Annotated in this window: 11 protein-coding genes; 5 read left to right on the forward strand and 6 right to left on the reverse strand. The window is 68.1% G+C overall.

Annotation, left to right across the window (positions count from 1 at the left end):
- Nucleotides 1-3 precede the first annotated feature (3 nt).
- Nucleotides 4-2,106 (forward strand): PAS domain-containing sensor histidine kinase, encoded by a 2,103-nt coding sequence (locus WT24_RS24605; RefSeq protein WP_060036119.1) that lies wholly within the window; start codon nucleotides 4-6, stop codon nucleotides 2,104-2,106.
- The gene (locus tag WT24_RS24610; RefSeq protein ID WP_060036120.1) at nucleotides 2,103-2,750 is read left to right on the forward strand and encodes a response regulator transcription factor; all 648 of its coding nucleotides are present in this window, start codon (nucleotides 2,103-2,105) and stop codon (nucleotides 2,748-2,750) included. Before WT24_RS24605 ends, WT24_RS24610 begins: the two co-directional genes overlap by 4 nt.
- 80 nt (nucleotides 2,751-2,830) lie before the next feature.
- Here the strand turns inward: WT24_RS24610 and WT24_RS24615 are convergent, their stop codons facing one another.
- On the reverse strand, nucleotides 2,831-3,235 hold the full coding sequence (locus tag WT24_RS24615; protein WP_059505223.1) for a lysozyme inhibitor LprI family protein: 405 nt from the start codon (nucleotides 3,233-3,235) through the stop codon (nucleotides 2,831-2,833).
- Between the two features lie 284 nt (nucleotides 3,236-3,519).
- Here WT24_RS24615 and WT24_RS34660 point away from each other — a divergent pair, with 284 nt between their 5' ends.
- Nucleotides 3,520-3,708 carry a hypothetical protein gene (locus tag WT24_RS34660; RefSeq protein WP_156441865.1) on the forward strand — a complete coding sequence of 63 codons (189 nt, stop codon included), beginning with the start codon at nucleotides 3,520-3,522 and terminating at the stop codon, nucleotides 3,706-3,708.
- On the opposite strand, the gene WT24_RS24620 is transcribed toward WT24_RS34660, so the two are convergent.
- From WT24_RS24620 to WT24_RS24640, 5 genes are all read right to left on the reverse strand, one after another.
- Complete coding sequence (locus WT24_RS24620) at nucleotides 3,705-4,031, reverse strand: DUF4148 domain-containing protein (protein ID WP_060036121.1); 327 nt, start codon at nucleotides 4,029-4,031, stop codon at nucleotides 3,705-3,707. The two genes, WT24_RS34660 and WT24_RS24620, sit on opposite strands and share 4 nt — an antisense overlap.
- Before the next feature lie 205 nt (nucleotides 4,032-4,236).
- On the reverse strand, nucleotides 4,237-6,828 hold the full coding sequence (locus tag WT24_RS24625; RefSeq protein WP_060036122.1) for a penicillin-binding protein 1A: 2,592 nt from the start codon (nucleotides 6,826-6,828) through the stop codon (nucleotides 4,237-4,239).
- Nucleotides 6,829-7,025: 197 nt separating this feature from the next.
- Nucleotides 7,026-8,033, reverse strand: coding sequence for a trans-3-hydroxy-L-proline dehydratase (gene lhpH / locus WT24_RS24630; protein WP_060036123.1), 1,008 nt, complete (start codon nucleotides 8,031-8,033; stop codon nucleotides 7,026-7,028).
- 68 nt (nucleotides 8,034-8,101) lie between these two features.
- Nucleotides 8,102-9,223: a branched-chain amino acid ABC transporter substrate-binding protein gene (locus tag WT24_RS24635; protein WP_059505216.1), complete on the reverse strand. Its 1,122-nt coding sequence runs from the start codon at nucleotides 9,221-9,223 to the stop codon at nucleotides 8,102-8,104.
- Between the two features lie 126 nt (nucleotides 9,224-9,349).
- Nucleotides 9,350-10,087: a FadR/GntR family transcriptional regulator gene (locus tag WT24_RS24640; RefSeq protein ID WP_059505215.1), complete on the reverse strand. Its 738-nt coding sequence runs from the start codon at nucleotides 10,085-10,087 to the stop codon at nucleotides 9,350-9,352.
- A gap of 262 nt (nucleotides 10,088-10,349) precedes the next feature.
- On the opposite strand from WT24_RS24640, the gene lhpI reads away from it, so the two are divergent.
- Together lhpI and WT24_RS24650 are read left to right on the forward strand one after the other, a co-directional pair.
- Nucleotides 10,350-11,285, forward strand: a complete 936-nt coding sequence (lhpI, locus tag WT24_RS24645; RefSeq protein ID WP_059505213.1) for a bifunctional Delta(1)-pyrroline-2-carboxylate/Delta(1)-piperideine-2-carboxylate reductase — start codon at nucleotides 10,350-10,352, stop codon at nucleotides 11,283-11,285.
- A 169-nt stretch (nucleotides 11,286-11,454) separates the two neighbouring features.
- Complete coding sequence (locus WT24_RS24650; RefSeq protein ID WP_059789468.1) at nucleotides 11,455-11,859, forward strand: response regulator transcription factor; 405 nt, start codon at nucleotides 11,455-11,457, stop codon at nucleotides 11,857-11,859.
- Nucleotides 11,860-11,861: the final 2 nt, after the last annotated feature.

Genomic DNA, 11,861 nt, shown 5'->3' on the forward strand with positions numbered 1-11,861 from the left:
CGAATGACCGCCAGTGGAACCCCGACGCGGGACGCCCGAGGGCCCACGCGCCTTCAGATCATGTTACGCCAGCCACTCGCGGCCGGCGTCGTTACGCTGTGCGCGGGTGCGGTGCTATCGCTCGGTGTCGCGCTCCTGGTGCGCGAGCAGTGGCAAGGCGCCGTTCACACGCGTTTCGAACGCCGCACGACGCACGTGACCGCGATGCTGCGGCATGAACTGCAGGCCGGTGCCGCCGTGCTCGAAGGCGCGCGCGGCGCGTTCGGCCTCGTGCCGGACATGACGCCCGGCCAATGGCGCCGGTATGCGGAAACGCTCGATCTCGACAGCGGCCGCTCGCCGGTCCGGCAGATCGGCTATGCGCCGCTGACGCCCGCGGCGCGCGGTGCGCTGGCCGGCACGAAGCCGCTGCCGGCCGATGCGCTCGCGGCGGCGACGCTCAGCGCCCCCGCGTCGAACGCGCCGGTCGTGCGCTTCGGCGCGTTCGACGCGGCGCCGCTCACGCGTGCGCTGCGGACCGGCGATATCGCGCTCGGCGTCCACCCCGCCGACGACGACACCTCCCGCGACGCGCGCACCTTGACGCTGTTCCTGCCCGTGACGACCTCGCCGCTGGCCGCCGCCACGCCGTCCGGCACGCGCGAGGCCGGCGCCGACGGGATGCTGTTCGCGGCGCTGAGCGCGCGGCGCCTGGTCGAGCGCGCGCTCGACGCGGAGCGCGGGATCGATCTGCGGATGACCGCCGGCGGCGATTCGCGCGCGATCGTCAGCGTCGAGACGACGACCGACGAAGCGTCGGCGTCGCCCGACCTGATGCGGCGCACCGACGTGCTGAATTTCGGCGGCACCGCGCTGACGCTCGCCTATTCCGCCGACGGCCGGCCGAGCGCGACCGGCGCGCAGCGTGCGGCCGGCACCGTGCTCGCCGCCGGGCTGATCGCGTCGTTCGGGTTCGCGGCGCTCGTCCATGCGCTGCTGCGCGGGCGCGCCGATGCCGGCGCGAGCAGCCGCGGCATCCTCAACGAGGCGCGGATGATGGGCATCATCCGTTCGTCGATGGAAGCGATCATCACGATCGACGAAACGCAGAAGGTCGTGATCTTCAATCCGATGGCCGAACAGGTGTTCGGCGTGTCCGCGATGGAGGCGATCGGCGCGCCGCTGTCGCGCTTCATTCCCGAGCGGTTCCGCGCCGCACATGCGAAGCACGTCGACCAGTTCGGCGTGACGGGCGTGTCGGAGCGGCAGATGGGCCGCCAGCGCGTGCTGTTCGGGCTGCGGGCCAACGGCGAGGAATTCCCGATCGAAGCGTCGATCTCGCAGATCCGCGACGCGTCGGGCAAGCTTTATACGGTGATGCTGCGCGACATCACCGAGCGGCAGCGGGCCGAGAACGCGCTGAAGCAATCGCGCGAGGAATTGCGCGAATTGTCCGCGAACCTGCAGAACGTGCGCGAAGAGGAAAAGACCCGCATCGCGCGCGAGCTGCACGACGACCTCGGGCAGCAGCTCACCGCGTTGAAGATGGACCTGTCCGTCGTCGAGCAGCAATTGCGCATGCCCGGCCGCGCGCAGCCCGACGAAGGCGTGCAATTGCATCTGCAAGGCATGCGGCGGCTGATCGACGCGACGGTCGCGTCGGTGCGGCGCATCGCGGCCGACCTGCGGCCGGTGATGCTCGACGATCTCGGCCTCGTGCCCGCGATCGAATGGCTCGCGAACGATTTCACGAACCGCTACGGGATCGATGTCGAGCGTCACATCGAAACAGGCGGCCTCACGTTCACCAGTACGGGCGCGACCACGCTGTTCCGCATCGTCCAGGAAGCGCTGACGAACGTCGCGCGTCATGCGGATGCGACGCGCGTGACGTTGCGGCTCGACATCGAGGAAGGCTTTTGCGTGCTGCGCGTCGCGGACAACGGCCGCGGCGCGGCGCCCGGCGGTCCGGCCCACGAGGACAAGTCGTTCGGCCTGATCGGCATTCGCGAACGCGCACACATGCTGGGCGGCACCGTGACGATCGACACCGCGCTCGCGCGCGGCTTCTCGATTACCGTCGCGTTTCCGCTCGGCACCGTTCAACAGGACACGCTCATCACATGATCAAGGTGCTCATCGCCGACGACCATACGCTCGTACGCGACGGTCTGCGGCACATCCTCCAGAACGCCACCGGGTTCGAGGTGGCCGGCGAAGCCTGCGACGGCCCGTCGACGATCGCGCTGGTGCGTGCGACGCCCGCGCAGGTACTCGTGCTCGACCTGTCGATGCCGGGCCGCAACGGCGTCGAGCTGATCAAGCAGATCAAGGACGAGAAACCCGCGCTGCGCGTGCTGGTGCTGACGATGCACGCGGAGCAGCAATACGCGGTGCGCGCGTTCCGCGCGGGCGCGTCCGGCTATCTGACGAAGGAAAGCGCGAGCGCGGAGCTGGTCGGCGCGGTCGCGAAAGTGGCGTCGGGCGGCGTCTACGTGAGCCTCGCGATGGCCGAGCAGTTCGCGCAGAGCCTGAACGAGCCGGCCGAAACGCTGCCGCACCAGCGGCTGTCCCACCGCGAATTCGACGTGTTCCGGCGGATCGCCGCCGGCCAGACGCTGACCGAGATCGCGAATGCGCTGTGCGTGAGCGCGAAGACGGTCAGCACCTACAAGACGCGGATTCTCGAAAAGATGCAGATGCCGCACGAAGCGGCGCTCGTGCGTTACGCGATGCGGCACAAGCTGCTCGACGAAACGGACGACGTGTAACGGACGACGTGTAACGGAGACGTGTAGCGGACGACGTCTAGCCAGTGTAGTGCGGGCCTCGACGGGCCCGCGCGTGATCGTTACTTCGCGGGCACCGGGCACGCGAGGTCGCCCTCCTCGCAGGACAGATAGCCCTTCAGCGTTTCGGTGCGCGCTTTCGTCAAATCGTCGAGGCAGGTCGATACGACCATCGGATACGCACTGCCGCCCTCGGCATTCGCGCTCGAGAAATGGCATTCGGCATCGCGGTACGCGATCCACGCGCGCTGTGCATTCACGAGCTTGTCGGCAAGCGGACGCGCATCGCGCAGGCGCGCGGTGACGGCCTGGTAAGTCCGGTTCAGTTCCCCGTCGGATTTCTTGTACGCGCGATCGGCACACGCCGTCATCGTCGCCTGATCCGTCGCGTCCGCACAATTCGCCTGCGCATGGGCGACGCTCGCCACCAGCGCCAGCGAGCCCAGCAGACCGGTCAAGACACGCATGGATGCTCCTTGTTGTTCGTTGAAGTTGGAAACCCGGTGCCCCGCGGCGCCCCGTGTGGATTGGCCGCGCTCCCCGCGGCAACATCGACCGCGATGCTAGCGCACGCGCGGCGGATTGTCAGCGGGGGGCCGGGGTTGCAGCCGGACACTCGCTCGGGAACGATTGCGCATGCACCGTAATCACGGTCTCGGGTGCTGCGGGTGGTCGCGGTCGATTGCCCGCGGATCTTGCTCGAACGAACCCATGGAAAGAGAGACTTCCCGGCGTTGGCCCGAACGAACCCATGGGAAGAGAGACCTCCGGTATCGGCGAATATCGGATTGCCCGTCCGACGATTTCGCCCGCCGTGTGCGCCGGTTCGCTGAGCTTCGCATCATGGAAAAAGCCCGCACCCGGAACTGAACCGGATGCGGGCTTTCTCGATACGACGTCAGCCGCGGCCTTCAAGGCCGCGAAACGACGGCTGGCTTAGTGGCCGAAGTACACCGACGAGCGGTCGCTCACGGCCGGCACGACCGCGCGCGGGCCCGACTGCGACGTCGCGACCGGGTTCGAACCGTAGCCGGTTGCGTCGGCTTGCGCACCGGCGTTCTGCGCGGCGATCTTGGCCTGGGCGGCCTGGATGTTTTCCGGATAGTTCATCCAGTCGTTCGGGTTGTAGCCGGCCTTTTCGAGCTGGACCAGCTCGGCGCGCACTTGCGCGCGGGTCAGCGGCTGCTGGTTCGATTGGGCAAACGAGACGACCGGTGCGGCCACCAGGGCGGCCAGTGCAACTGCCTTGATCAGCGATTTCATGATGCGTTACCTCCGGGATTGTTTTGTCAGGCGCTTCGGACTCGAGGTCGTTGCGCATGAGTAGAAGTCTAGGAGGCTCGGCTATCAGGGTAAATACTTAAATCGCAAATTCACTGTTGATCGAAACCGTACAATCGAGCGGGAATAAGTCGTTTCGTCAGACGATTATCGCCGCCTGCGCGCCGAATGCCGCGACACGGCTTCATTACTGCGAAGCACCGGTCGCATCGGGCGCGGCCGGCGCCGGCACCGACGGCGGCGGAGCCGGCACGGCCGAAGGGGCGACGCCGATACCGGCGCTGCTTCCACTCGTGGCACTGGCGCCTGCCGGCGGCGGCGCAGGCTGCGGCTGCAGTTGCGAGGCGCCCGCCGACAGCGCGGCGGCCGATGCGGCCACTTCGGACGCCGGCACCCATTCCTCGACGATACCGCCGGACGCGGCATCCGGCGCCGATGCGGCGGATGCCGCCGATGCCGCCCCCTCGTCGGCCTCGGCCGGGCGCTCGATACGCTGCGTCCTGACCGGTGCGCTCGCTTTCTTCGGCTCGGGCGGGAACCACGTGTCGAACAGGTCGGCCGCGCGCTCGCGCAGCGACGCGAACCAGCCGGGCGACGGCTCGGTATCGAATTTCGCCTTGGTATCGACGATCCGGGCGCGCTGCGCACGCTGGAAGAAATCGCCGACGATCGGCAGCGCGCTGTGCGCACCCTGCCCCCAGTAGTCGCTGCGCAGCGTCACGCGGCCGTCGTCGAATCCGACCCACGCGCCGGCGACGAGTCCCGGCTGCATCAGGATGAACCAGCCGTCCGCGTTGTCCTGCGTCGTGCCGGTCTTGCCGGCCACGTCGCCGCGGATGCCGAAGCGCGTGCGGATGCTGCCGCCCGTGCCGCGCGTGACGACATCGCGCATCACGTCGAGCAGCATTTTGTCGGTTTCGGCATCGAGCGCGCGCTCGGGCGGCGCCGGTGCGTATTCGGCGAGCACGTCGCCCTGGCGATTCTCGATGCGCGTGACCATCTGCGGCTCGACGTACAGCCCGCCGTTCGCGATCGTCGCGTACGAGGCAACCATTTCCTTCAGCGTGACCGGGCTCGTGCCGAGCGCGAGCGACGGCACGCGTTCGAGCGGGCTTTCGCGCACGCCCATGTCGCGCGCCAGCCGCGCGACGGCGGCCGGGCCGACCTTCTCCATCACCTGCGCGGTGATCCGGTTGCGCGACAGCGCGACCGCGTCGCGCAAGGTCATCGGCTTGCCCGTAGGCGGCACGTCGTCGTTCGGACGCCAGATCTCGCCGCCTTTCAACGGGATCTCGACCGGCTGGTCGATGAACGTGTCGTCCGGCTTCATCCCGCTCGCAAACGCGGCGCCATAGACGAACGGCTTGAACGTCGAGCCCGGCTGACGCCGCGCCTGCGCGACGTGGTCGAACGGCTCGCGGGTGAAGTCGCGGCTGCCGACCCACGCGCGGATCTGCCCGTCGCGCGGATCGATTGCGAGGAAGCCGGCCTGCACGTCGGTCTTCGCCTTGCACAGCGCATGCAGGAAACCGCGGTCGGCCGCGAGCATCTTCATCGCCGCCGCGTCGTCCTTGCCGGCGTCCTGCGCCGCCTTGTACTCGGGCGATTCGCGCATGAAGGTGCGGAACACCTCGTTGTCGGTGCCGCAGCCGTCGCGGCCGCTCCATGCGTTGTTCGCGATGCCCTGCAACTGATTGCCCTGCAGCGTGAGCGCCTGCGTCGCCATCTGCTGGAGGCGCGAATCGATCGTCGTGCGCACGATCAGCCCGTCCGAGTAGATGTTGTAGTCGTTGCGGTCGGCCCACGCGATCAGCCATTTGCGCAACTGCTGCGCGAAATGCGGCGCCGGCCCGGGCGGCTCCTTCTGGCGTTCGAAGTCGATGCGCAGCGGCCGGCGCTGCAACTGCGCGAACTGCGCCGGCGACAGCTTGCCGTACTTCACCATCTGGCCGAGCACCGTGTTGCGCCGCTGCAGTGCGCGCTCGGGGTTCAGCACCGGGTTGTAGTAGCTGTTGCCCTTCAGCATCCCGACGAGCGTCGCGCTGTCGAGCACGTCGAGTTCGTCGGCCGACTTGTCGAAATAGGTGCGCGCGGCCATCTCGACGCCGTATGCGTTGTACAGGAACGGCACCGTGTTCAGGTAGGTCTCGAGGATCTGGTCCTTGCTGTAGACGGCCTCGATCTTCAGCGCGGTGATCGCCTCCTTCACCTTGCGCGTGAGCGTCGGCGCGCGGCCGATCTCGTCCGGATACAGGTTGCGCGCGAGCTGCTGCGTGATCGTCGAGCCGCCCTGGCGGCTCCCCGAGAACGTATGGAGCGCGGCCGACGCCGTGCGCTTCCAGTCGAGGCCATGGTGCGCGTAGAAGCGGTGATCCTCGGTCGCGATCAGCGCGTCGACCATGTGCGGCGAGATCTGCTTGAGCGGCACCCATTCCCGGTTCGACGGCTTGAATTCGGCCAGCAGCTTGCCGTCGGCCGACAGCACCTGCGCGGGCTGGTCGACGCGCGCCTTGCGGATGTCGCCGATGCCCGGCGTGAACGGAACGAGCACGACCACGTACGCCGCGAACAGCGCCGGCACGGCGGCGGCGGTGAGCAGCACGCCGCGGCGCGTCGGGTGGCGGACATGGTGCCACGCGGCGGCGGCGAGAGGCTTGACCCGCGCGACGGCGGCTGCCGCGACAGGTTGGGCGCGCGCGACCCATCTGGCACACAAGGCACGCACTGACGACACGTTTCGGCGATTCACGCGGGTGGAGCTCGGCTGAAAAGGCTGCATCGTACCAAACTCGCGCGGCCGTCCGACCCGCGGCGGCGCCGGGCGGGCACACGGCGATGCGGTTTCGCGACGGCGCCGACGCAAAAAAGGCGCGTGCTCCGCGACCGGAACGACGCGCCAAACCTGGTACCACAACCTGAACGCCGCGCGGCGAGGTCGCGACGAGGTCGCGACGGCGGCGCGACCGGCGCTGCGGCTCAGCGCACGAGAAATCCGTACGTGAGCGGATCGCGCTCGTCGACGATCCAGTTCGCGAACCCGCAGATATGCGCGCTGCCCTCCACTTCCGGGATCACGGCCGGGATATCGCCGACCGTCGTTTCGCGCAGCACGCGCCCCTTGAAGACCGTCCCGACGATCGATTCGTTGACGAGCGTGTCGCCCGCCGCGAGCAGCCCGCGCTGGTAGAGCTGCGCGACGCGGCCGCCGGTGCCGGAACCGGTCGGCGAGCGGTCGACCTCGCGATCCGCGAACACGCAACAGTTCGCCTGCGTCGAACCCGCGTGGCGCGGCGCGTTCGCGATGATCGTGCCGTAAATGTGGTTGATTTCCGGGATCTCCGGATGCACGACCGGATACTTTACGTTCGCGGCCGCCTTCACTTCCGCGCCGAAGCGGATCAGTTTTTCGACGGCCGATTCGCGCACCGGCAGGTCGAACGGCGCGCCATCGACATAGAAATAAAACGTGCCGCCATACGCGATGTCGCCGGTCACGGTGCCGAACGACGGCGTGTCGACCGACACGTCGCGCCGCCAGATGAACGACGGCACGTTGACGAAGCGCACAGGCCCGGCATGTTCGCCGTCCCATTTGACGAAGGCCTCGATGAAGCCGCACGGCGCGTCGATGCCGACCCGCGTCTCCGGCACCGTGCGCTGCACCCAGCCGAGTTCGACGGCCGCCGTCGACAGCGCGATCACGCCGTGTCCGCAATGGTCGCTGTAGCCTTCGTTGTGCACGAAGATCACGCCGAAATCCGCATGCGGCGACACGGGCTCGGTCAGGTAGCCGCCGTACATGTCGGCATGGCCGCGCGGTTCGAACATCAGCGCGCGGCGGATCTCGTCGGCGTTCTCCTTGAGCCACGCGCGGCGCTGGACGATCGTGTCGCCGGGCAGCCGCGGCAGCCCGCTCGTGACGATGCGGAACGCCTCGCCGCCGGTGTGCACTTCGACGGTGGAAAGGGAGCGGGAAATTTTCATGGGGATCGAATGCGTTGAAACGAAGGACGGCGGCGCGGCCGCCGTCCGGCGACGGGTGGGTGCGGCGATTACTTCGCGTACGGTTGCGGCAGCCCGTTGCGGATCACGTAGACGGTGGTCGGCGCGCCTTTCAGGTCGCCGTTCGCGTCGAACGAATAGGTGCCCGCGACACCCGCGTAGCTCGACTTCGCGAGCTGCGCGATCAGCTTCGCCTTGTCGGTGGTCGTGCCGGCCTTGACCATCGCGTCGGCGAGCAGCTTCACGCCGTCGTAGTAATTGACGCCGTAGACCTGCGTATCGGTGTGATAGGCGTCGTGGTATTTCTTCAGGAATTCGCGGCCGGCCGGCGTCTTCTCGAGCGCGACACCGCCCTGCGCGCAATAGACGATCGACGCCGCCTCGCCCGCGACCTTGCCCATGTCGGCCGAGCAGATGCCGTCGCCGCCGAGCAGCTTCGCGCGCAAGCCCCGCTGCTTCATCTGCCTGGCCATCGGCGCGCCCTGCGCCGCATAGCCGCCGAGGAAGATCACGTCGGGGTTGGCGGCCTTGATCTTGGTGAGAATGCCGAGGAAATCGGTGGCCGACGAATTCGTGTATTCCTGGTCGACGATCTTGATGCCGTTCGCCTTCGCGACGTTCATGAACTGCTCGGCGACGCCCTGCCCGTATGCGGTGCGATCGTCGATCACGGCGGCGGTTTTCGCGTTCAGCGTCTTCGCGGCGAACGTGGCCATCGTGCCGCCGAGCTGCTCGTCGCTCGCGCCGATCCGGAAGATGTTCTTGAAACCCTGCCGCGTGAGTGCCGGGTTCGACGCGACCGGCAGGATCGGCACGCCGGCGTTCGCATACACGCGCGAGGCCGGAATCGCGACGCCCGAGTTGTACGGCCCGAGCACCGCGACGACACCCTTGTCGACGAGGTTCTGCGCGACCTGTACGCCGGCCTTCGGATCGGCCTGATCGTCCTCGGAAACCAGTTTGAACGTAACGGTCTTCCCGCCGACCTTCACGCCGGCCTTGTTGAGCTCGTCGACCGCGAGCCGCGCGCCGTTTTCGTTGTCCTTGCCGTTGGCGGCCTGCGGGCCCGTCAGCGGCGCCGAATGGCCGATCGTCACGACTTCCTGCGCGTGCGCGGAAGTCAGCGCGCCGACGGCAGCAGCCACCGAGAGCACGGTCGTGAGGTGTCGCATGATGTCTCCTGATTGGTTTTGTGTGAAACCAATGTAGGACACACGTGGTCACATCGCAAGCAATTTCAAAATAATTCCGGATATTTTGGTCATTTGGAGGACCAGATAGAAGTGCGTGCAGGCGTGCTACTTCGGCGCGATATCGCGCCGCACGCGGCGAATGTGCTGTTCGACATAGAACGCGGCCGCATCGGCGTCGCCGGACACGATCGCCTCATAGATCAGCCGGTGTTCGGACACATAGAGCCGGATCCGGCCCGCGTCGTAGATGCCGTCGTCCTTCAGCCGCTTCCACAGCGGCTGGTCCATCGTCTTCGCGACTTCGTCCGCGATCTTCACGATCAGCGCATCGCCGGTCATCAGCGCGAGCTGCCGGTGGAACAGCCGGTCGCTCTCGTTCCACAGCGCACGCTGGTGCGGATCGTCGACGTCGGTGATGGTTTCCATCTGCGCGAGATAGCGCTCGGCGCCGGCGTCCGCGCGGGCATGGGCGGCCGCGAGGCGCGCGATCGCGGGCTCCAGGATCAGCCGCACGTCGAGCGTCGACGTCGGGCTGAAGTCGGCCTCGGAGGCCGTGTGCGCGTCGCCGCGCTGCGCGAGCACGTCGAGCGGCGCCGCGACGACGTAGGTGCCCGAATTGCGCTTCGTGAACACGAGCCCTTCGTTCTGCAGCGCGCCGAGCGCTTCGCGCACGGCCGGCCGGCCAACCTGGAACAGCGCCGCGAGCTCGCGCTCGGACGGCAGCCGCGATTCGGCCGCGTAGCGTCCCGCGCGGATCTCGTCGCGGATCTTTTCGGCTACCTGCTCGTAGATCTGCAGCGGCCTGAAACCGCCTTCGAGTGAGTCGGGACGCGCGGACATCATCGTATGGCTCCTGCCCGTTCGCGGGCGTGGATCTGGAATGGGTTCGCACTATACCGGAGCGGCACGGCCAGCGCGGCAGCGGCGAGCCTTCTGGCCAGATATTAGAACCAAAATCCACGAAACGCTTTATTTTCTGGGTTGCGGGTGCGCCAGAAAGTGGTATAGATTCGATCCACTGCCCTGTGTCACGGTATCCGGCAGATCTGTGGCGGGCGCGGCATGCGTCCGCCGTTCACGCTCACCGACGCCCACGACGTACACGATGACCGCCTCTTCCCCGCTTCCCGTTTTCGACGCGACCGATACGGCCGCGCTGCTCGACTACCCGGCGCTGCTCGCTACGCTCAGGCAAGCGGTCGTCGAATATGCGGCGGGCGACATCGTCAGCCCCGAACGCCTGGTCGTGCCGCTGCAAGGCGGCGGCGTGATGCTGTCGATGCCGTCGAGCGCCCACGACCTGGCGAGCCACAAGCTCGTGAACGTGTGCCCCGGCAACGGCGCACGTGGGCTGCCGACGATCCTCGGCCAGGTCACCGCGTACGACGCCACCACCGGCGCAATGCGCTTCGCGCTCGACGGCCCGACGGTCACCGGCCGCCGCACGGCGGCGATCACCGCGCTCGGCATCCAGGCGCTGCATGGCGCCGCACCCCGCGACATCCTGCTGATCGGCACCGGCAAGCAGGCGGCCAATCACGCGGAAGCGCTCGCGGCGATCTTTCCGGAAGCGCGCCTTCACGTGCGCGGCACGACAGCGGACAGCGCGGCCGCCTTCTGCGCCGCCCACCGCACGCATGCACCGCGACTCGTGCCGCTCGACGGCGATGCGGTTCCCGATGCGATCGACGTGGTCGTCACGCTGACGACGAGCCGCACGCCCGTCTACCGCGAAGCCGCGCGCGAAGGCCGGCTCGTGGTCGGCGTCGGCGCGTTCACCGCGGATGCCGCCGAGATCGACGCGAGCACGGTGCGTGGCAGCCGGCTCGTCGTCGACGATCCGGCCGGCGCGCGCCACGAAGCCGGCGATCTGATCGTTGCGCAGGTCGACTGGCGGCACGTCGCATCGCTCGCCGACGTGCTGAACGGCACGTTCGCCCGCGGCGGCCCGCTGCTGTTCAAGAGCGTCGGCTGCGCCGCGTGGGACCTGGCCGCGTGCCGCACCGCGCGCGACGCGCTGGCCGCGCGCCGCGCCGGCTGACCCGCACGCGCAACCGTTCACGCCGCACGCGCGGCATCGCATCGCCGGAGCCACGCCGGCGGTTTCCCGTACGCGGTGTAGGAAACGCCCTACACCGTGTCGACGCGGCCTACACGAAGTTCCAATTCGGCCGATTTCAATTTCGGCGGCGCAACACGATACTGCCGGCATGAATGCCAGCCTGTCACCCGCCGCGCTCAGGGTGTTCCTCGTCGATCACGCAGTCGCCGTTCGCCAGCGGATCGCGCTGCTCGTCGGCGCGATCCGCGGCGTCGTCGTCGTGGGCGAAGCGGAAGACGGCCAGGACGCGTGGACGCATATCCGCAGCAGTCGCGCGGACGTGGTGATCGTCGACGTGCGGCTCGCGGACGGCAGCGGCCTCGACCTGATCGGGATGCTGTCGAAGGCCACGCCGCGCATCGTCACGATCGTGCTGACGAATCACTCGGCGCCGGCATTCAGGGAGGCATGCGCGACGGCGGGAGCCGACTATTTCTTCGACAAGACGGTCGAATTCGACGCCGCGTGCCGTGTCATCGAATCCCTGGTGCACGCTCGCGTGCACCGCCCCTGACG

Source organism: Burkholderia sp. MSMB1078WGS, assembly GCF_001528895.1.
Lineage (GTDB): Bacteria > Pseudomonadota > Gammaproteobacteria > Burkholderiales > Burkholderiaceae > Burkholderia.

Excerpts from the sequence above, each read along its gene's own strand:
- WT24_RS24610 (WP_060036120.1), top strand. The coding sequence starts at position 2,103 with ATGATCAAGGTGCTCATCGCCGACGACCATACGCTCGTACGCGACGGT.
- lhpH (WP_060036123.1), bottom strand. The coding sequence starts at position 8,033 with ATGAAAATTTCCCGCTCCCTTTCCACCGTCGAAGTGCACACCGGCGGC.
- WT24_RS24640 (WP_059505215.1), bottom strand. The coding sequence starts at position 10,087 with ATGATGTCCGCGCGTCCCGACTCACTCGAAGGCGGTTTCAGGCCGCTG.
- WT24_RS24625 (WP_060036122.1), bottom strand. The coding sequence starts at position 6,828 with ATGCAGCCTTTTCAGCCGAGCTCCACCCGCGTGAATCGCCGAAACGTG.
- WT24_RS24605 (WP_060036119.1), top strand. The coding sequence starts at position 4 with ATGACCGCCAGTGGAACCCCGACGCGGGACGCCCGAGGGCCCACGCGC.
- WT24_RS34660 (WP_156441865.1), top strand. The coding sequence starts at position 3,520 with ATGGGAAGAGAGACCTCCGGTATCGGCGAATATCGGATTGCCCGTCCG.
- WT24_RS24615 (WP_059505223.1), bottom strand. The coding sequence starts at position 3,235 with ATGCGTGTCTTGACCGGTCTGCTGGGCTCGCTGGCGCTGGTGGCGAGC.
- WT24_RS24635 (WP_059505216.1), bottom strand. The coding sequence starts at position 9,223 with ATGCGACACCTCACGACCGTGCTCTCGGTGGCTGCTGCCGTCGGCGCG.
- WT24_RS24620 (WP_060036121.1), bottom strand. The coding sequence starts at position 4,031 with ATGAAATCGCTGATCAAGGCAGTTGCACTGGCCGCCCTGGTGGCCGCA.
- lhpI (WP_059505213.1), top strand. The coding sequence starts at position 10,350 with ATGACCGCCTCTTCCCCGCTTCCCGTTTTCGACGCGACCGATACGGCC.
- WT24_RS24650 (WP_059789468.1), top strand. The coding sequence starts at position 11,455 with ATGAATGCCAGCCTGTCACCCGCCGCGCTCAGGGTGTTCCTCGTCGAT.